This is a genomic window from Arthrobacter sp. NtRootA1 (genome assembly GCF_019976975.1).
Classification (GTDB): Bacteria; Actinomycetota; Actinomycetes; order Actinomycetales; family Micrococcaceae; genus Arthrobacter; species Arthrobacter aromaticivorans.
In genome coordinates this window covers 3,670,085-3,690,256 of sequence record NZ_AP024630.1, presented here as the reverse complement: position 1 = coordinate 3,690,256, position 20,172 = coordinate 3,670,085, and the positions used below count along the sequence as shown (strand labels likewise).

Genomic DNA, 20,172 nt, shown 5'->3' with positions numbered 1-20,172 from the left:
ATGTATCGAGGCGTTCGAATTGCCGCGGTAGTACCGGCCTATAAAGAAGAGAACCACATCGCACAGGTGATCGAAACGATGCCTGATTTCGTCGATGACATTGTCATTGTTGATGACTGCAGCCCTGACGACACCTCCGGGGCTGCCCTTCGGGCGGACGACGGCAGGGTCACCTTGATTCGGCATGAGGTCAACCAAGGTGTGGGTGGCGCTGTCCTGACGGCGCATAAAGCGGCAATGGAGCTGGGCTCCGACATCAACGTTGTGATGGCCGGCGATGCCCAGATGGATCCGGAGTACCTGCCCCAGCTGCTCGATCCCGTGGTGGATGGTTACGGCTTTGCCAAGGCCAACCGCTTCTTTTCAGGTGAGTCCTTTGCCGGTATGCCTGGCTACCGCATCTTTGGCAACATCGTTTTGTCGTTCATGACAAAGCTGGCCTCGGGTTACTGGCACATCTTCGACCCCCAGAATGGCTACACGGCGATCCGGACGGAAGTTCTTCGTCGCCTGCCAATGAATAAGGTGGCCGCACGCTACAGCTTTGAGAACGACCTCCTGATTCACCTCAATATCCTCGATGTACCGATTGTGGATGTCCCGATTCCCGCTGTCTACGGAAATGAAGTTTCCAGCATCAAGCTTCGGAAGGTGATCCCCGAGCTGCTGGCCATGCTCTTTGGCGGCTTCTGGCGCCGTGTTTGGTGGAAGTACATGGTCTGGTCCTTCTCAGCAGTGGCTCTTCTGTTGATCGCAGGAATCGCTCTTATCGTCATGGGTCTTGTGGCTGGGATATGGGTTCTCGCCGCAAGCGTAGGGTCTCCTACCGCGGGATCGGTGATGTTGGCTGTCGTGCCCTTTGTGCTGGGCGTTCAAATGCTGTTGGTGTCCCTCCAACTGGATATACAGGCAAGTCCAAACAGACCGACGATGCATCCCATGAAGGAACGTACGTAGCGAATTCCCGCAACAAGAAAGGGAGGGTCAGGACGCCTGGCGTCCTGACCTTCCCTTCTCTTTCCTGCCGGGGTCACGTCTTTGCTGCTAGGGGAGCGACGTGAACCCTCCCCAGCCCCACCCGACCTGGCTCCGGGAGAGCCATCCTGATGTACCGTTGCCGGGATACAGGAAGAGGTTGCCACCGGAGTCGCGCGCAAGCACATCGTTCTTGCCGTCTCCGTTGAAGTCGCCGGGGCCCAGGATTGCAGTCATCCCGCTCCAGCCGCTTCCAACTTGGACCCTGCTCAGCCAACCGCCGGTGCCGTTGCCTGGATAGAGCCATAGGATCCCGGACGTGTCCCTGGCCAGGACGTCCGTCTTGCTGTCGCCGTTGAAATCGCCGGTACTCAGGATGGCCGTCATGGAGTTCCACCCAGTCCCGACCTGGGCGCTTGATGCAAAGCCTCCCGTGCCGTTTCCGCGGTACAGCCACAGGACACCAGCTGAATCCCGCGCCAACACATCAGCCTTCCCATCACCGCTGAAGTCCCCTGGCGCGAGGATGAGCGTCATGCCCGACCAAGCTGTGCCGGCCTGCACCCTGGGCTGGAGCCCGCCAGCCCCGTTTCCGGGATAGAGCCAGAGGGCGCCATTGGTATCGCGCGCCAGGACGTCGCTGCGTCCATCACCGTTGAAGTCCTTGGTGGGAATGATCGCGTTCAGCAAGTTCCAACCAGTTCCCAGCGAGCGTTGCGTCAACCAACCACCACTGCCATTACCCGGGTAGAGCCAGAGCGTGCCGCCGTTGTCCCGCGCCACGACGTCGTTCTTTGCGTCTCCGGTGTAGTCCTTCCATGTGTTGGCCGGTGGCGCCGTCACGGTGTAGTTCTGGCTGATGATCGCCGAACTATTGTTTGACGGATCAACCGCGAAGTACTTCAAGGTCATCGCGGCCGTCAGCGTGATGGGTGTGGAGTACGTGTTGGCTGCCGTGGCAGTCGGGGTGGTGCCGTTGGTTGTGAAGTAGATACTCGAGCCTGCTTCGTTCACCGTGAGGGTGATCTGCTGGTTCACCGGGTAACTGCCCCCGGGTGGAGTCGCGGTGACCACCGGTGGGGTGGTGTCCAAGATCGTGTAGGCACTGGTAGTGACTGCAGAAGCATTTCCATACGCGTCGACAGCTAGGGCCTTTACGGTGGTGTTGGCCGTGAGCGCGAATGGACTCGAGTATGCTTTCGTGCTTCCTGCAACTGCAGTAGCGGGCGTGGTGCCATCCGTTGTGTAGAGGATGCTTCCAGGTTCGCTGGAGGTCATGGTGACAAGCTGCCCTGAAGCATAGGCTCCGGCAGCGGGCGCAACCGTTAGAACCGGGGCGGTGTTGTCAAGGACGTACGTCTGCGTCGCTACCGTTGAAGAGTTGCCCGCAGTGTCGCGTGCGAAATACTTCAACGTCATCGATGACGTCAACGCTATCGGCCCGGAGTAGACGGGACTGGACGTTGTCGGCGTCGTGCCATCGGTGGTCACGTAGATGGTGGCTGCTTCGTTCACCGTGAGGCTGATGGTTTTGTTTGGCCCGTACGTTCCTCCGACCGGATCGACAGAGACCACAGGTGGCGTGGTGTCGGGAGCGAAGACAGTGACGTTTCTGGTTGCGGTGGAGGTGTTCCCCGCATTGTCCCGGGCTTCCACCGTGAACGCGATAGGTCCATTGGGTACGTTGGTGTAGGACTTTGGCGACGTGCACGCCGTAAAGGCGTTTGCGCCCAGCTTGCACCTGAACCCGGCAACGTCCGTGGACGTTGAGGCAAAGACGAACGACGGCGAGATGCCGACTGTTGCGCCTTCTGCAGGAGAACTGATGGACACCTGCGGTGCGGTCAGGTCAGTGGTAACAGTCACCGATGCCACGGTGCTGATATTGCCTGCCATGTCTGTCGCCCGAACCCGAAGGACGTGCTGGCCCTCGGTGCTGAGGTTGAAGACGTATCCGTTACTGCAGGCCGTGAAAGTAGTCGTGGAATCGACCGAGCAGGACAGGACAGTGTCAGTCTCTGAGGTCACTCCCAGGACGGGCGCACCGTTGACTGTTGCCCCAGCAGCCGGTGAGGTGATCACGGGAGCGGCGGGGGCAGTCAGATCAACCGTGAATGCCCGCGATACGGGAAGCCCTGCTGGCGCCGCTCGGACGGAGAATGTGTAGGCGCCGTTGGTCAAGGCAGTGGCGGGCGTAAACGTGCCACTCGTGCACACTTGCCAGACAGGTGTCGCGGCACTTAATTGGAGACTGCATTCAAGGGCGCTGCCAGGAGGCGTGGAGGCCACGGTGAAAGTAGGAGTGGAATCATTGGTGAAGGCCGGGTTGGCCGCCTGGGTTCCGTCTGCTGCCGTCGGACCACTCACGATCGAAGGTACGACGCCACCAAGGGTGAGCAATCTGCCCTGCTGGGTTGGCTTGGCAGGATCCAGCTGACCTGGGTCTTCCATGACCATGAGCTTGCCATCGCGCATGTTCAGTCCACCGATCTTGCTGAAACCGAGGGCCCATTGGTTGTCTACGGTGTTGGTAACCAGGTCGATACGAGAGACTGTGTCCTTGCCGGCGTCGGCCGTAGTTGTTCCAATACCCGTTCCCGTGTACAGGACCTTTGGTGACTGCCAGTCGTAGTAGATGGCCGTCGGCTTGCCGACGTTGTAGACCGGCGCTGGTACGAAGTTGGTCAGCACTCCGTCCTCGGGTGCCGTGAACATGGTCAACCCTGACGTTTCAGCGACATAAACCACAACTCTGCCGGCGCTGTTGCGGTAGGTGGCAGCAAGGCTCAAGGAGTTTGAGCTAACCGAAGCTATGGATTCGATGCTCGGATGGAGAGCCGTCGGATCCGCGATCTTCACAATGGAACGGGCATTGCCAAACGACAAATAGATGTTGCCATCGGGGCCGTCACTAACGGCATTCGGACGGAGGTCGCCATCGAAAATGGTCAACTGGCTGTCATAGTCGAATATGCCTGCGCTGGGCTTCCAAATTGCGCGGACTACCTCGGAACTTCCGACGGCGGCATCCGGAATGAACGCGATTTCGTCGCCAGAGCCGTGATTGCCAGGAGACGGATCAATCATGGCAGGAGTTCCGGCTAGTGCGGGGCCCTTCTTATGGCCAGTCAGGGTGCCCCCGAGGCAGGTGCCTGTTTCGAGCCCGCCCGGGGTGGCCCCTGCAGCTTCGGTCACCCGGCAGAATCCGGCACGCGCATCTGAGACCCAGATCCTTCCGGCCGGGTCCACCACCGATCCAGCTGCCTTCGTAAGACCCACTGCCACAGTTTGGCGGGCCTGATCGGCGTTGGCAGCCCCCGCTGTGAATACACCTGTGAGCGCTGCCGTAGCCAGGCTCGCCGAGGCGATCAATGCGGTGAGTCTATGGCGACGCCGTCCTCCAACTCTCCCGCTGAACGCGGAGGGGTGGGAGTTTTGATGAGAGGTTCTTGAGCGACCGGCGAAGGCAAGACACGCCAAACCAAGCTGAAGAACACTGCGATTGCGCGTGTCCACCGAGGGATCCCCACTTCATTCGGATGCTCCCCAGCTCCGCATGCATTGGTTATTCGCCCCACGCCGTCTCCGGCTGCGTCTACGTACATCTTCCCCCAATTTTCACATTTGTCACTAGGTACTTTTTGATGCGAGACATTTTTTTGCCCGCAACGTTGCCCCGGCGGATGTCTTGACCGCGCATGCGCAGCCCCGCACGATGGAGATGGAGGTCATAATGCGCAGACTGTTTCCGATGGTGGTGCCGCTGGTGATGCTTTTGGTCGCCTGTACTCCATCGGCCCAACCACTGCCGGGAACGAGTACCTCGTCCACGACAACCGACACCGCGAACAGCAGCGCCACAGCGGAGCCCAGCCACTCGCCGTCGACGATTCCCAGCAGTGGCACCACCGATGGCGGCGAGCCATTGGGCGACGGTGATGAACCTGGCCGCTACGCGTACCGATGCACGAGCCTGGACGCCTCGCCGGAAGTCCAGTTGTCGAGCCTCGCCGAGGTCTGGGCCGCCACCAATTACACGCGGATGGGCTCCTGTGAGGTCACTTACACAGGGCCGCAACCGTTCGAGCCAACGCCCCGTGAAACCGAAGCAATTTCGACGGCGGCACCGCAAGGAGCGGGCGACGATGACGGACTGGCAGTGATGTTGGACGTCCTCCGCCTCTGCACGCGGATCAGTGATGAAAGCGGGCCGGGCGGATTTGAGGAAGCCGGACGCGGGACGTTGCTTGCCGCGGCCTCACTCTGCCCGGATGCTCCGCAGGGCAAAATCATCGCAGCATGGGCCGAGGGTACGAGGATGGCTGATGGCAGCCACCTTGTGGGCGATTCGGTGCAACCCGGTAAATATCAAGTCGTCAGGCAAGGCCCGTCCGCAGCAGATTGCAGGTGGTCCTTAACTGGCGCAGGGGGTGCCATTGCCGCCGAGGGAGGACTTCCAGCGGTGGGCGAAGGCCTCGATCTTGCTGCCGGCCAAAACTTTACTAGTGACAAATGCGGAATTTGGGGGAAGATGTACTAAGACGCAGCCGGAAACGGCTTGGGGCGAATAACCAATGCATGCGGAGCTGGGGAGCATCCGAATGAAGTGGGGATCCCTCGGTGGACATGCGCAGGCGCAGTGTTCTTCAGTTCGGTGTGGCAGCTATTGCCTTGGCCGGTTGCTCAGGAACCAATATAGATACTTCCCAACCAGCCGCACTTGATATGGCGCCTGTGGTCGACAACAAGGACAAAATCCCCCGGGAACGTCCGGAGCCCCTGACCCGGTATCAATTCACCTGTACGGCGGCCGATGGCAGCCTCATAGGCAAGTTCTCGAGCCTTGAAGAAGTCTGGGCATCCACTCGGTATTTGCACGTCACTGACTGCCAAGTCGACTATGTCGGAAAAGGACCACATATCCTGACTCCGGAGGAGACAGCAGCCGTTAATGCCGCCCTGGCAGCGGGTGCCGCACCAGGCGATGTGTCTGCTCTCTGTCTGCGCATCATTAAGGCCTGCACCCGGACGGATCCCAGGACAATCGCAGCCTCGCTCAGCACTTATGGGGTTCCTGTTGTGAAAGGGGCCCTGACGCTTGCGCCGTTGGCGCCGCAGGCGGCTGTGCTCACCAAGTGGCTTAAGACGGAAGTGTAAGTAGGCGACTCCCTGAAGGGGCAGACACGGAAAGGCGCGGACCCTCTTGGATCCGCGCCTTCACACAGTCCATCCAGTCAGGCAAGCAAGGTATTCATCGCATTGATAAGTGTGGTCTCCACGCCATTCGTACCCGCCTTGAAATGGGCCAGATGTCCATAGACGGTCATTGAGCCACCAGCAATTCCTGGGTAATCCGGCTCCCAGCCACCCTCATAGCTGCCGAGTGGCATGTTGGGCGGAAAAAATTCATTGCTTGGTATGTAGCAGCAGGACTCATTGGCATATCCGCCGACGATGATGCCGTTGGTTCCGCCGTTGCGATTCCGGAAATACGCCCCATATCCACTGACGAGCTCGCCGCCGATCATGGCGATCTTAAGCTGGGGGCTTCCGTTGAACTTCCACACTTGGAACGGGGAGGGCACCGCTGTCTTGTAGCTGTTGCTGTCGATACGGCCGATCATTACCTGGGCATGACGCTGATACCACTGCGGCTGGCCATTGGGGTTCCCCAAACGAGCCACATACGCGGCACGCACGGCGGCCAGGTTGCTGACCGTCGTCGTGATGTCCAATGGAAGCTGGACCTCCTGGTATCGAGTCACCATCGGGCCGCTGAGTGCCCGTCCGGCCGACTGCATATTTGAATTGACGGTCGCGCCGAGGGCGTCCCCATGCTGGTCCCTGAGCTCCCAGCTGCGGACCCCGCCTGGGTCTTGGTCCCCAGCGGGTCCCTGCACAAACATGGCGAAGCAATTCGGGTTACGGTTCTCGATGTAATTGCAGGCACCTGCTGCGAAATCTCCGTCAAACAGCGTGCGCAAGCCTGCACTGATGGGGTGGCAGCCATAGCTGAAAATCACGGCTGCAGGTGTACCGTTGCCGCGCCTGGCCACGAGAATGGGGACGGCCGTTTCTGTATAGGGAAGCCCCACTCTGTTGGCGGAAAAATTCTGTGTTGAGACTTTGTAGTCGAAAGTCACTGCAATTTCATTGGCATCCAGGGCTTCCTGGGCAAGGTCAACGATCGTGTCTTCCAGATCGGCGCTGTACGAGCGGAGCAACCCAAGGTCTGCCAACCCATACGCCATGTAGGGATGCAACGTATCGATCAGTGCTGGACCGTTGTGCGTATGCGTCGCCTGGATCAGGATGTCGCTGCTGGACCAATCCGCGAGTTGAATGATCCTGTCGCGGATCCTTTGATGCATGGCCCGAGGCAGTGCCAGAACGTCCAACGAGATGATGATGTGGGGATGTGCGTCTTCCCAGATGAGGATTGCCCGAGCATACAGGGGCTCGAACGGTGAACTGCTGGTGGCCTCGCGTCCGCCATCGGTGGTGCCATATCCGGCCATATACGGATTGGTGCTCAGCGACGGCGTAATGTCAGCGCTTGCAGTTCCAACTCTAAACGCCATAAAAGATCACTCCTTGATTGTGCGCAATGGGTGATCTTCGCTTGCCCCCAAACAAAGTCCGTATCCCAAAAAGCGCTGAACAGCCAATACGTGAGACCACCTTCATTAGACCATGTGATCCGCGAAATTTGCCCGCTCCTGGGCGATATTTATCGCCCGCCCAGGCATGGCAGTCTGCCGGGAATCAAGGGAGGGCCCCTTCATGGAAGATTTCCACGAAAGGGCCCTCGAAACTGGACTGCTTGCGTACTATTTTGCCGCTGGTGCCAGAATCGTTAGGGAATTCCAGCCTGTGCCGATCCGTGTTGGTGTTCCCCACGAGCTGTTCGAACCCACAGGGTAGTACCGCAGCTCACCCAGGGTGGTCCGGGCGATGACACCGCTGGAGCCGGCTCCGGCAAATCCGCGGACGGCACCGAAACTTGTGATGACGTTCCAACCTGTTCCGACCACCGCTGCAGCTTCCTGCATGAAGTTGCCGGTGCCGTTGGAACGGTACAGTTTCAGATCGCCCGCTGCGTTTTTCGCCAGGAGATCGGCATTGGAGTCTTTGTCAAAGTCCATTTGAACTATGTCCAAGCCAGTCCAACCGACTCCGATGGAGATACCGGTGGACACCGTCTTTCCGCTGGGGTTGCTGAAGTAGTAGAGGCGACCCGTGGAGTCGTATCCTACGATTCCGGGATGTGCATCGGCCTTTTTCCATGTCCCAACGCTTAGCGTCCAGTCCTTCCAGTTACTGCCGAGGGCGATGGGAGCCCCAAAACCGCTGCCCGTCTTGCCCGGGTAGACGTTAAGCCGGCCGTCGGCCCACTGCGCCACAATGTCCAGGGCGCCGTCTCCGTTCCAATCCGTGACAAACCCGGCCTTCAGGCCGGCCCACCCTGTTCCGATGAGGTCTTCCGGTAGAAGGGCAGTGGTACCAGTCCCGGGATAGCGGTAGAGGTTGGCATCGGCACGGACCGCGACAACATCCTCCGGGTCGATGCCGAGTGTTGTCTCAACATCCAGGGGAGCGTCGCTGATCCGGATCGCGTCATCCCAGCCCAGTCCGATGAGACTGCGGTCGCCCCACGAACCCGCGACGGCTGGGTAATAGTAGAGGTCACCATTGGCGGTGCGGGCATGGAGTCCCTGGGAACCGGCGCCGCTGAAGCCGATTGCTGAACTTACCGACGTCATGCCATTCCATCCGGAACCGATCACCTGGGCGGCTTGGTTGAGGAAGCTACCCAAGCCATTCGAACGGTACAGTCGAAGAGTGCCATCGGAAGTGCGCGTAACGATGTCCTGGCTGCCGTCGCCATCGAAGTCGATCTGGTTCAGCTGGTGGCCGCTGAAGCCTGTCCCAATCAAGACGCCACCCCCAAGCGCTCCACCTCCTGTGTTGGGGTACCTGTACAGATTGCCCAGATAGTCCTGTCCTATAACGCCCGGATAGGCATCTTTGGAGTTCCACCAACCCACGGTCAGGGACATTTCCTGCCAACCGGAACCGACTTGGATGGGAGCATAGAAGCTGCCGCCAGGAGCACCCCGGAAGACTTTCAGCGTTCCGTCGGACCACTGAGAAAGAATGTCCTGAACACCGTCCTGGTTCCAATCGACGACGTAGAGCGATTTTGCACCCGTCCACCCCGAACCGATGGCCACTGGACCAGTGATCCGGCCACTTCCGTCCGCCGGAAATGCATCGAGCCTGCCGGTTGAGCTTGTAGCCAGGAGGTCAGCACCGGACTTGATGGACGGGTTGGAGGGGGCTGAGGCGCCACGTGCGAACGTCCGCAGCTGATCATAGCTGCCGTTGAAGATGTTGGAATCACCTTCGAACGGCCCGGTGCTGCTGTACTGCCACATGGTGTAGTTGCCCCAGCTGGCGGGCAAGGAGCCAGGGGAGTTCGTGGGGTTGTTCCAGTACGAGGCGATCCACAGCGGGTAACTCCCGAACGTGGAGTTTCCCACACACGTATTCCACCAGTCAGTGGTGCTGTAAACGACGGGAAAACGCCCCGTCAGGGCTTTGACCGTGTTGCCGAAATCGGCAGCCCACTGTCCAAGTTGTGCCTTGGACATGTTGTAGCACGTGTTGCCGAAGTAGAAGCCATTGATGGTCCGTCCGGCGTAGGGGTTGTATTCGATGTCCAGGACTGGAGGAAGTGTGTAACCGTCCGCTGTCCATCCGCCGCCATTTGCCACGAAGTATCTCGCTTGGTCCGCACCCGAAGACCAGTTGGGGATGGCGAAGTGATAGGCGCCGCGGACCATGCCGGCGTTGCGGGATCCGTTATATTGCTGTGCATAGTTTTCGTTCAGGTAATAGTTGCCCTCGGAGGCCTTCACGTAAGCCCAGCGGGATCCTTCGTTCCATTGGCTTTGCCAGTCGACGTTGCCCTGGTGCGCGCTGACGTCCTGTCCATGGATACCGATGGTTGGTCTCCAATGACCTGGATCGGCGTCCATCGGCACCACCTGTCCCACTGTGCGTGCGCCAGCAGGCCCTGAATTTCCGCTGCCTTGCTTTGCTGCAATGACCCTGGGTGAGCGCTGACCCATCTCTGCCCCGCCAGCAGGAATTGCGGCGCGCATTGCCGCTTTCATGGTCTCGGCATCCGGAGCACTGCCAGGCATTGCTTTCGTAGTAGGCAGCGTTGCTTGATCGTCCGGAGCAGGGCCGACGGCCGGCAGCGGTGCAACCGAAGGTGAAGGCTCGACGGCGGTAGGCACCTGCGGCTGGTCGGTCACCGTCGGGGCGCTGTCCGAGGTGCTCCCCGAACCGGATGGACGAAGCGAGTCCGCTGCGGGCGGCGTCTGTTCAGCGATGGGGGCGGGAGCCGGGCGTGGGCCGGAGTCCTCCGCCCATGCAGGAATGCCGGAAAAAGTCCCTGCAAGGAGGGCCAGGCAAAGGGTGATTCCAGTCCTTGCAAGCGGCAAGCGACGGACCAACTCTATGGGGGTTCTTGTCATATCCAATTCCGGCCCTGTGCCGCGGTTCAGCGGCGCATGGTGTGGCTTGCTGACAAGCTCCGGGGCGGGCGCCTGCGCATGGGACCAAAGGCCAGCTCCTAACGGGCTTTACCCTAACATTCGGAAACTGGAGTGACTAGTGGTACAGGCGATGCTGAAGGGACTCTTGTTCCAATAGTTATCCACAACCCGCCAAGCACAACTTGGCCCTCGACAGCGGCTCCCTTAGCGTAGGTCACTCGAGATACGCCTCTCGGATACGGACACGAAGGTTTTTTGGGGGAAATATGGAGGCCGTTGGGATTGTGGAAGGTGAGGTCCGCGAACTTATCAGACGCCGCGGCTTGGACCCTTTCGAGCAGACCGCGGAAGTCCGACGCTTGGTTGAGGACGCGGTCAACGACTATGACGAGAGGGCGCTCCTTGGACCCCTTCCGCCATTGGGACATCTGGAAACCGCCCGCAGGCACGTCTTTGACGCCGTAGCGGGATTCGGACCCCTGCAGCCGTTCCTGGATGATCCCGGAATTGAGGAAATTTGGATCAACGCGCCCCACGAGATTTATGTCGCGCGTAATGGGGAGTCCGAGCTGACGGGCATCACCCTGAGCGAACAGCAAATCCGGGACCTCGTTGAACGGATGCTCAAGAGTTCGGGACGGCGGCTGGACTTGTCGTCACCGTTCGTGGATGCGGCCCTGCCGGACGGGTCACGATTGCATGTTGCTATTCCAGACGTGACCAGGAAGCACTGGGCCGTCAACATCAGAAAGTTCATCGCCAGGGCGAACCGGCTTGAGCATCTCGTCGAGTTGGGAAGCCTCACACCCCAATCCGCCAGATTCCTTGGCGCAGCCGTTGCAAGCGGACTCAACATCCTCGTTTCCGGTGCGACCCAGGCAGGGAAGACCACAATGTTGAACTGCCTTTCGGCAAGCATTGGCTCACGTGAGCGCGTTGTGACCGTTGAAGAGATCTTTGAATTGCAACTCCCTCTGCGTGATGTTGTGGGTCTGCAATGCAGGCAACCGAACCTGGAAGGTCATGGAGAAATTCCGTTGCGAAGGCTCGTTAAAGAAGCCCTTCGCATGAGACCTGATCGCCTGGTGGTTGGCGAAGTCCGCGAAGCCGAAAGCCTGGACATGCTGATCGCGTTGAATTCCGGGCTGCCTGGCATGTGCACAGTCCATGCCAATTCGGCACATGATGCCGTCACCAAGATTTGCACGCTGCCTTTGCTGGCAGGGGCGAACATTTCCAGTGCATTCGTCCTGCCCACAGTTGCTTCGTGCATTGACTTGGTGGTGCATTGTGCCAGGCAGGCCAATGGGCGCAGGCAGGTAACCGAAATCCTGTCGTTGGGACGCCGTGTGGAAAACGGCGTCATCGAATCCTCGGTGGTGTTCCGCATGCTGGAAGGGCAGTTGCAGCCCAAAGCCAACTCCATGCCCGCGGTCGAAAAGTTTGCCGTGGCAGGTTTTGATGTGGCCGCGCTGCTGGAACTGAACTAATGGCACCGCTGTTGGGCATCCTTTGCGGCGGTGGAGCATTACTTATCTGGTGGTCCACCTGGGAGCATCCGCCAGGCGTCAGGGCAAGGGAACCCCGACCACGACGGCTTGAACATCTCTTGCTCTCAGCGGGCATAGAAAAGGTCACGAGTGCGGGCCTCCTTCTCAGTTGCACTGGATGCGGAATCATCGCGATGCTCCTGTTTTTCGTTGTGACCGCGTCATTGCCGGTCTGCCTTTGTTTCGGCCTCTTTGGCGCTTGGATCCCTTTTGGCCTCGTGCGTCGGCGGGCGCGGAAACGCCGTGCCACCCTGCGCCAACTGTGGCCCGATGTTGTTGACCACCTCAGATCCGCCATTCGCGCCGGTCTGGCTTTGCCAGAGGCCTTGATCCAACTTGGACACAACGGGCCGGCCGAACTAAGGAGCCTGTTCCTGGATTTTGGTGCCGACTATAGGTCCGGCGGTCAGTTCGATGCGGCTGTCAACAAACTCAAGGACCGCCTGGCAGATCCGGTGGCTGACCGGATCATCGAGGCACTTCGCATGACCCGGGAGGTGGGTGGCTCGGACCTCGGGCGCATGTTGGGTACGTTGGCCGGGTTTCTTCGGGAAAGCGCCCGGACGCGCAGCGAACTCGAGGCCAGGCAGTCCTGGACCGTAAACGGTGCCCGGCTTGCCGTCGCAGCACCCTGGATAGTCTTGGTGGTCATGGCCGGTAGACCTGAAGCCATGCTTGCCTACAACTCCGGAATTGGGGCCGTGGTGCTGCTCGGCGGGCTTATCGTCTCGGTTTTGTGTTACGCAGTCATGCTGCGCATTGGGGCGTTACCCGAAGATGGGCGGGTCCTGCGATGAGCACCTCGACCGCCATCGCAACACTCCTCGGACTACTCCTGGGTTCAGGGACATGGTTGATCCTGGTGCGGCTTCCATTCATGCGTGGCCGGACTTTCGCGGAGCGCATTCACCCGCAGCTTAGGTCGCATAATCTCGAGTCGCGCCTCCTTCGGGCGCCTACACATAATCTGACACCCTTTGGACCATTGGAACGCATACTCCGCCCGGTTATCCAGGACGGAATTGGCTACTTGTCCCGCTTTAACGGCGGCGGCCCAGCGTTGCGAAAGAGACTCGCTCGTGCCGGGTCCGCGAAAAGCGTGTTGGACTTCAGGGCGGAGCAACTGGTGTGGGCCGCAGCCGGTTTCCTGCTTGCTGTGGTCGGCGTAGGGCTGGGTGCTGCCTCCGGACGATTCAGCCCGCTTCCATCACTGGTGGCGGTAATCGGGGCTGCCTTTTGTGGATACGTGCTCCGCGATTTCGTGCTTGGCCAAAAAATTAAGCGCCGCGAATCGGTAATTCTCGCGGAGTTTCCCAGCCTTGCCGAACTCATGGCGCTGGCCGTCGCCGCCGGAGAGAGCGCAGTGGGTGCGATGGACAGGATCTCCCGTACCTCCACCGGCGAACTGGCCAAGGAGTTCACCGCGGTTCTGGCGGATACGAGATCAGGAAAGTCCTTGGTCCAAGCACTCCAAGCGTTCTCTACCCGGACGCAACTGCCGCCCCTCGTCCGATTCGTTGACGGACTGGTGGTGGCCGTGGAGCGGGGGACTCCGTTGGCCGATGTACTTCGGGCGCAAGCCGCCGATGTCCGCGACGCTGCGAAGCGGGAATTGATGGAATCAGCCGGTCGAAAAGAAATCGGCATGATGGTGCCCCTGGTATTCGGAGTCCTTCCACTAACGGTAATTTTCGCAGCGTTTCCAGCACTTGCCGCCTTGCAGCTGAGCCTTTGACGGGACCAAGCCGGGCGCCTTGACCAATGATCTCTATCCACCCATCGCTTAATGCCAGCGATACAAACACACACATTGGGGAAAATAATGAAGAAGCATGGACGATCGTTTTCTGCCGCAAACACGATGACTTGGCCCTTTTTCTCATGGGCCTGCGCCGTGACGTCGCGAAATGTTGCGCCGCTGGAACACCGTGAGCGGGGTGACGTCCCGGGGTGGGTGATGATCACACTAATGTCCGCAATATTGGTCGCGGGACTCCTCGCAATTGCATCGCCAGCGCTGGCGGACCTCTTCACGCAGGCCATGGCCAAAGTGGGCAACTAGGAGATGGGACAAGCCTGGTCCCGCAGAAAATATCACACACTCCGCCTGTCCTGCGCATTTGAAAGCCCCCCTGAATCAAAACGTCCCGACGCGCCTCATAGCGGGGAACGAGGTTCCGCGGTTATCGATTTCGTGATGATTGGGGCCCTGTTGACCTTGCTATTCATGGCGATCGTCCAGCTCACGCTTGTCCTTCACGTCCGAAACACGATTGTTGATGCCGCCGCGTCCGGAGCGCGATATGGAACCCTTGCCGATCGAACGGAAACGGACGCGGAGGCCAGGGCGTCCGAACTGATTGAAACGGCGCTCAATGACGATTTCGCGGCAGATGTGACCACCGCCGAAAGGAATCTGGATGGAATCCGGGCATTGGAAGTGACCGTGAGGGCGCCTATGCCAGTCGTGGGGCTTATCGGACCGCGTGGAGTCATGGAGGTTACCGGACATGCTGCCCTTCCAAAGTGATGTTCTGGCTCCCGCGCCGTTTCCCGCTTCGCCCTTGAACCGCCGCAGGCATCTGCTGACCAAGGCTTGGCGGTTGGCGTTCGGACCATATCAAGACATATCCACAGTGGGTACCGACGTCGAAAGGCAACGCGGCAGTGCCATCGTGGAGTTTACGTTCCTGGCACTGATGCTCATGGTCCCGGTTGTCTATTTCCTGGTAACCGTGGGCCAAATCCAAGGCGGATCCTTCGCGGTGGTGGGTGCTGCGGATCAGGCGGCCAAGGTCTTTGTCTCCCAAACTGAACCCGCCCTGGCGAGGACCAGCGCAGAACAGAGCGTCCTCATGGCGTTGAAGGACTACGGCTACCCGGCGCAAGCGGCCAAGATGGAGATCACGTGCGACCGGGCAGAATGCCTTTCAGCGGGCGCAGCAGTGACAGTTTGGGTTCGACTGACTGTCCCGTTGCCGATGGTGCCGTTTGGCGACTCCCTACATCTGAACGCTGCCGTGCTCAATGCCTCTGCCACACAAGTCGTTGGCCGCTTTAAGTGAATCGTCAACGTGAGGAGGAGCCGTAAACATGGTGATGGGGCGAATAGGGCGCAAAGCGGAAGAGGGCCAGATGACCGTGCTGATCGTAGGATTCGTACTTCTGGCGCTCCTGTTGGCCGCGGTGGTAATGGCTGCTTCGGCGATTTACCTGGAGCATAAGAAACTTCTGTCCTTGGCTGATGGCGCCGCACTTGCTGCTGCAGACTCGTACGTGGTGGGTGACATCGGAGGAAGCGGTGCGCCCTCGGCGTCGCTGGTGGACGAGCGGGTGCTGGGCGCGGTTGAACTGTATCTGGGAAACAGCGAAGCCTTTTCAACGCACGATCACTTGGAAATTTCTCCTGAAACGGGTAGTTCACCCGGCGGTACAGCGCTGGTGGTCTTAACTGCCGTCGCCCATCCGCCCTTGGTCACCTTCCTGCTGCCTGAGGGAATCCCCGTTGAAGCAAGATCCACCGCCAGGTCCCGGCTCACCCAATAGCGGCACAACGCAAGGACGCAATCATAGAGACGCAATGACGGCGCCCAGTCGGGGGAGTCCGGCTGATAGCGTACGCTGGAAAGACCATGGCTGAGATTGATTTTCCCGCAGAAATCCGCGCGCTTCGCGCCACTTACAGTTCCATCGAGAACGTCACCGATGTTGATGCCTTGAAGGCAGAAATCGCCGAATTGAGTGAGCAGGCTGGCGCCCCGGACCTTTGGGATGACCCCGCATCGGCGCAAGTCGTGACGTCGCGTTTGTCCCACCGTCAAGCCGAAGTGGAGCGCTTGTCCAAACTTGCCTCCCGGATTGACGACCTCGAAGTACTGGTGGAACTCGGCCAGGACGAGGGCGACGAAGCCTCAATGGCCGAGGCCGCCAAAGAGCTGACTTCTATTCGCAAGGCTCTCGCGGACCTCGAAATCGTCACACTGTTGTCCGGCGAGTACGACGAACGAGAAGCCGTTGTGACCATCAGGGCTGGAGCCGGCGGTGTTGACGCTGCCGACTTCGCCGAGATGCTCATGCGTATGTACCTGCGGTGGGCGGAGCGCCACGGGTACCCCACTACCGTGATGGACACGTCCTATGCTGAAGAAGCAGGCCTGAAGTCCGCCACGTTCGAAGTCAAGGCGCCGTACGCATTCGGCACCCTGAGCGTCGAGGCGGGCACACACCGGCTGGTCCGTATCAGCCCCTTTGACAACCAGGGCCGCCGGCAGACCTCGTTCGCCGCCGTCGAAGTCATCCCGTTGATTGAACAGACCGACTCCATTGAGATTCCGGACAACGAGATCCGCGTAGACGTCTTCAGGTCCTCAGGACCAGGAGGCCAGTCGGTGAATACGACCGACTCCGCCGTTCGCCTGACACACATCCCCACGGGCATCGTAGTGTCAATGCAAAATGAAAAGTCCCAGCTGCAAAACCGGGCCGCTGCTTTGCGTGTGCTCCAGTCGCGGTTGCTGCTTGTTAAGAAGGAACAGCAGGACGCTGAGAAGAAAGCCTTGGCCGGTGACGTCAAGGCGTCTTGGGGAGACCAGATGCGCTCCTACGTGCTCAATCCTTACCAGATGGTCAAGGACCTGCGCACGGAACACGAAGTAGGCAACACTTCGGCTGTACTCGACGGCGACATCGATGACTTCATCGACGCCGGTATCCGTTGGCGCACCGGCAACCGTAACGCTGCCAGCTAGGGTCTCAGTCCGCCTGCCGGGGGCGTCCGATTCCACGACACGCCCCCGAAACCCCCGGAATCCCGGCTGCTGCGTGCGTATAGTCGAGTGGCCGGTGCTCTCACTTCCCCCATCGAAAGCCCGCGCTCCGGCTGTTGGACTGAGCGAGTACGTCAGGTCCGGCGGGGTTCTAAAGGGCCATGATCAGATTTGAGAATGTCACCAAGGTCTACGAGCAGAATGCCCGACCGGCGCTCGATTCTGTAAGCCTTGAGATCAACCGCGGTGAATTCACCTTCCTGGTGGGCGCCTCAGGCTCAGGAAAATCCACCTTCCTGAGATTGATCCTGAAGGAAGACAAAGCATCCTCAGGTTCGGTTTACGTTGCCGGCCAGAACGTGGCCAACATTTCGAGCTGGCGAGTGCCCAAGCTTCGCCGGGGTATCGGCGTGGTCTTCCAGGATTTCCGTCTTCTCCCGCAGAAGAACGTCTTCGCAAACGTGGCGTTTGCCATGCAGGTCATCGGCAAGAGCCGTTCCATCATCCGTGAGACGGTTCCTGAGGTATTGAAGACCGTTGGTCTTGAGGGCAAGGAAAAGCGGATGCCTCACGAACTTTCAGGCGGCGAGCAGCAGCGTGTGGCGATTGCCCGCGCCGTCGTCAACCGCCCGGGCATTCTCCTTGCTGACGAACCCACGGGAAACCTTGACCCCATTACGTCCATGGGAATCATGGGGGTCCTGGACAAGATCAACCAGAACGGCACCACTGTGGTCATGGCTACCCACGACGACGACATCGTTAATGAAATGCGCCGCCGCGTGGTGGAACTCAAGAATGGCAAGGTCATCCGCGACGAAGCGAAGGCACTGTACACGTCCATGATCCCGGTTGTGGGTGAATCGCGACGGCTGAAGGATGCCAGTGGCGAGGAACTCAACCGCGCACAGGGGGCACAGCTGTGAGGCTTCTTTTCATCCTTGGGGAAATCGGCAGCGGCCTGCGCCGCAACCTGTCCATGGTGATCTCGGTCGTCTTGGTGACCTTTGTTTCCCTGACGTTCGTGGGCGCAGCCGGAATGCTGCAGATGCAGATCAATCAGATGAAGGGCTACTGGTACGACAAAGTCCAGGTTGCGGTCTTCCTCTGCAACGATGGCTCGACGGCGGTTGGTTGCGCCTCGGGGCCGGCCACCAAGGAACAGCAGGACAATCTGCAGGCAATGTTGGAGTCTCCCGCAGTCAAGCAGTACATCAACGACTTCCAGTTCGAATCCCAAGCCGAAGCTTACAAACACTTCAAAGAGCAGTTCTCCAATTCGCCGATTGTTGATTCCGTCTCCCAGGACCAGTTGCCGGCCTCGTTCCGTATTAACATGAAGAATCCCGAGAAGTACCAGATCATCAGCGAAACATTTTCCTCGCAACCTGGCGTTGAGACGGTGAGTGACCAGCGCCAGGTACTGGAGCGGATCTTCTCCTGGATGAACGGCGCTTCGGTGGCGGCGATGGGTGTGGCCGCGGTGATGATCTTCTGCGCGGTACTTCTGATAACCACTACTATCCGGCTCTCAGCGTTCAGCCGGCGCCGGGAAACGGGGATCATGCGCTTGGTGGGCGCCTCGAAGACAGTCATCCAGTTGCCGTTCATCCTGGAGGGCGTGATCGCCGCTGTTGTCGGCGCCTTGTTGGCCTCCGTGACGCTGTGGCTGATGGCACACTTCTGGCTCAACGGTGATCTGTCCAGGCAATTCCTCAACACTCCCTTCATCTCATCGACGCAGGTCCTGGTGATCGCACCGGTGCTGATTGCGCTCGGCGGTGGCTTGGCCGGGATATCCTCCTTGTTGACCCTCCGGCGTTACTTGAAGGTTTAGTGATGAAGGACGGGCGGCTGCGAACGACTCTGCTGACAAGCGAAAAGGACTCATGATGACCACGTTGGACCAGAACTCCCTGCGTCGGCGCCTTGCGTCCGGTCAGGCCAGGATTCTTGGTGGCGCTCTCGCCCTGGGCCTCGCCGTTAGCCTCCTGTCTGCTGTACCTACGGCCCATGCGGACAACCTGGACGACCAGCAAGCTGCGCTCGAGGCCGAATCGGCGCGCGTCCAGGCGTCCTTGGAGTTTGTGGACTCGAAGATCGCCAAGGCCGCGGGCGATCTCGTCATCTACCAAGGACGACTCCCGGGCGCCCAGCAGGCACTTCTCGAAGCGCAGGGCCGCGTGGCCAGTGCTGTCAAGGAGGTCGAGGCTTTGGCTGCCCGGGTGGAGCTCGCCCAGCAGAACAAAGCCAAAATTACTGAGCAGCTTGAGAGCGACAAGCAGAAGATCACCGATACGAAGAAATTGATCGGCCAAATCGCCTCACAGGCCTATAAATCCGGGGGCGTGCCCACCAACATCGCCCTGCTCTTCGGATCTAACGAGTCCGGCAGCCTGACGGAGTCCATGGACCTCGCCGATCAGGCAATGCGCAGCCAGAACGCTGCAATGACCAAGCTGACCCAGCAGAACGCCACCAACGTAAACTCCCAGGCCCGGCTGGCCGCCGTCGAGGCTGAGATCCAGGACCTGAAGGCCAAAGCCGACGCCGCGCTTGAGCGGGAGAAGGCTGCGCGCGACGAGGCTGCCAGCAAGAAAGCCGAAGTCGACAAGCTCATCGAGGACACTACGCGCCTGAATGGACAACTACAGGCGGCCAAGCCCGGCATTGAAGCCGATCTTGCCCGCGTGAAGGCCGAACAGGACTCTGTTGCGGCCGAAATCGTTGAGAGGGACCGCAAGCTTCGGGAGGCGTGGGAGGCCGAGCAGCGTCGGCTCGCCGAAGCGGCCGCTGCTGCGGCCGCCGCTGCGGCAGCTGCCCAAGGAAGGCCTGCGCCTCCTGAGCCCCCGTACTCTCCTCCGCCCGCCGGTTCGCCGTCAGCGTTCGGACTTCGTCATCCCTTCGCAAGCTATGTGCCCATTACGTCCGGGTTTGGTTGGCGGGCAACCCCGCCCGGAACCATCGATTTCTACGGCACGGGTGGTTACATGCACACGGGCATCGACTTCGGTGCACCCTGCGGCACTCCTGTTTACGCAGCAGCCGCCGGTACTGTCTTCAACTCTGGTTGGAACTCGGCAGATGGCGGTGGATGGCGGGTCAAGCTGTCCCACGGGGTGGTGCAGGGCAACTCCCTGACGACCATTTACTACCACAACAGCAGCATTGTGGTGTCCAACGGGCAGCAAGTATCGCAGGGGCAACTCATTGCGTACTCGGGAAGCACAGGTAACTCGACGGGGTGCCACGCACACTTTGAAACCTGGTTGAACGGCGCCGCAGTGGATCCGATGACCCTCCTCTAGTGGCCCG

The 20,172-nt window shown here is 59.9% G+C and carries 17 protein-coding genes; 14 read left to right on the top strand and 3 right to left on the bottom strand.

The window, feature by feature from the left end:
- Entirely contained in the window at positions 1-957 is a 957-nt protein-coding gene (locus LDN90_RS16760) for a glycosyltransferase family 2 protein (RefSeq protein ID WP_216924011.1), read from the top strand.
- 87 nt (positions 958-1,044) lie between these two features.
- On the opposite strand, the gene LDN90_RS16755 is transcribed toward LDN90_RS16760, so the two are convergent.
- Positions 1,045-4,347, bottom strand: a complete 3,303-nt coding sequence (locus LDN90_RS16755; protein WP_223946409.1) for a chitobiase/beta-hexosaminidase C-terminal domain-containing protein — start codon at positions 4,345-4,347, stop codon at positions 1,045-1,047.
- A 361-nt stretch (positions 4,348-4,708) separates the two neighbouring features.
- Here LDN90_RS16755 and LDN90_RS16750 point away from each other — a divergent pair, with 361 nt between their 5' ends.
- Together LDN90_RS16750 and LDN90_RS16745 are read left to right on the top strand one after the other, a co-directional pair.
- Positions 4,709-5,515: a hypothetical protein gene (locus tag LDN90_RS16750; RefSeq protein ID WP_223946408.1), complete on the top strand. Its 807-nt coding sequence runs from the start codon at positions 4,709-4,711 to the stop codon at positions 5,513-5,515.
- Between the two features lie 86 nt (positions 5,516-5,601).
- Positions 5,602-6,132 (top strand): hypothetical protein, encoded by a 531-nt coding sequence (locus LDN90_RS16745; protein ID WP_223946407.1) that lies wholly within the window; start codon positions 5,602-5,604, stop codon positions 6,130-6,132.
- A gap of 77 nt (positions 6,133-6,209) precedes the next feature.
- Here LDN90_RS16745 and LDN90_RS16740 read toward each other — a convergent pair whose 3' ends face one another.
- Both LDN90_RS16740 and LDN90_RS16735 read right to left on the bottom strand, forming a co-directional pair.
- Positions 6,210-7,556 (bottom strand): hypothetical protein, encoded by a 1,347-nt coding sequence (locus tag LDN90_RS16740; protein WP_223946406.1) that lies wholly within the window; start codon positions 7,554-7,556, stop codon positions 6,210-6,212.
- Positions 7,557-7,805: 249 nt separating this feature from the next.
- Positions 7,806-10,520, bottom strand: a complete 2,715-nt coding sequence (locus LDN90_RS16735; protein WP_223946405.1) for a GH25 family lysozyme — start codon at positions 10,518-10,520, stop codon at positions 7,806-7,808.
- Between the two features lie 287 nt (positions 10,521-10,807).
- On the opposite strand from LDN90_RS16735, the gene LDN90_RS16730 reads away from it, so the two are divergent.
- The 11 genes from LDN90_RS16730 (at position 10,808) to LDN90_RS16680 (ending at position 20,165) form a co-directional block, all read left to right on the top strand.
- Entirely contained in the window at positions 10,808-12,031 is a 1,224-nt protein-coding gene (locus tag LDN90_RS16730; RefSeq protein ID WP_216924006.1) for an ATPase, T2SS/T4P/T4SS family, read from the top strand.
- Positions 12,031-12,888, top strand: a complete 858-nt coding sequence (locus LDN90_RS16725; RefSeq protein WP_223946404.1) for a type II secretion system F family protein — start codon at positions 12,031-12,033, stop codon at positions 12,886-12,888. The genes LDN90_RS16730 and LDN90_RS16725 overlap by 1 nt, the downstream gene beginning before the upstream one ends.
- Entirely contained in the window at positions 12,885-13,826 is a 942-nt protein-coding gene (locus LDN90_RS16720) for a type II secretion system F family protein (RefSeq protein ID WP_223946403.1), read from the top strand. Before LDN90_RS16725 ends, LDN90_RS16720 begins: the two co-directional genes overlap by 4 nt.
- Before the next feature lie 126 nt (positions 13,827-13,952).
- Positions 13,953-14,153 (top strand): hypothetical protein, encoded by a 201-nt coding sequence (locus LDN90_RS16715; RefSeq protein WP_223946402.1) that lies wholly within the window; start codon positions 13,953-13,955, stop codon positions 14,151-14,153.
- Between the two features lie 135 nt (positions 14,154-14,288).
- Positions 14,289-14,621, top strand: coding sequence for a TadE family protein (locus LDN90_RS16710; protein WP_263426268.1), 333 nt, complete (start codon positions 14,289-14,291; stop codon positions 14,619-14,621).
- Complete coding sequence (locus tag LDN90_RS16705; protein ID WP_223946401.1) at positions 14,602-15,156, top strand: hypothetical protein; 555 nt, start codon at positions 14,602-14,604, stop codon at positions 15,154-15,156. Before LDN90_RS16710 ends, LDN90_RS16705 begins: the two co-directional genes overlap by 20 nt.
- Before the next feature lie 28 nt (positions 15,157-15,184).
- Positions 15,185-15,637 carry a pilus assembly protein TadG-related protein gene (locus tag LDN90_RS16700; protein WP_346346989.1) on the top strand — a complete coding sequence of 151 codons (453 nt, stop codon included), beginning with the start codon at positions 15,185-15,187 and terminating at the stop codon, positions 15,635-15,637.
- Between the two features lie 86 nt (positions 15,638-15,723).
- Entirely contained in the window at positions 15,724-16,839 is a 1,116-nt protein-coding gene (gene prfB, locus LDN90_RS16695) for a peptide chain release factor 2 (RefSeq protein ID WP_216924002.1), read from the top strand.
- Positions 16,840-17,018: 179 nt separating this feature from the next.
- Positions 17,019-17,783 carry a cell division ATP-binding protein FtsE gene (gene ftsE / locus LDN90_RS16690; RefSeq protein WP_216924001.1) on the top strand — a complete coding sequence of 255 codons (765 nt, stop codon included), beginning with the start codon at positions 17,019-17,021 and terminating at the stop codon, positions 17,781-17,783.
- On the top strand, positions 17,780-18,694 hold the full coding sequence (gene ftsX, locus LDN90_RS16685; RefSeq protein ID WP_216924000.1) for a permease-like cell division protein FtsX: 915 nt from the start codon (positions 17,780-17,782) through the stop codon (positions 18,692-18,694). The genes ftsE and ftsX overlap by 4 nt, the downstream gene beginning before the upstream one ends.
- Before the next feature lie 55 nt (positions 18,695-18,749).
- The gene (locus tag LDN90_RS16680) at positions 18,750-20,165 is read left to right on the top strand and encodes a M23 family metallopeptidase (RefSeq protein ID WP_223949316.1); all 1,416 of its coding nucleotides are present in this window, start codon (positions 18,750-18,752) and stop codon (positions 20,163-20,165) included.
- Positions 20,166-20,172: the final 7 nt, after the last annotated feature.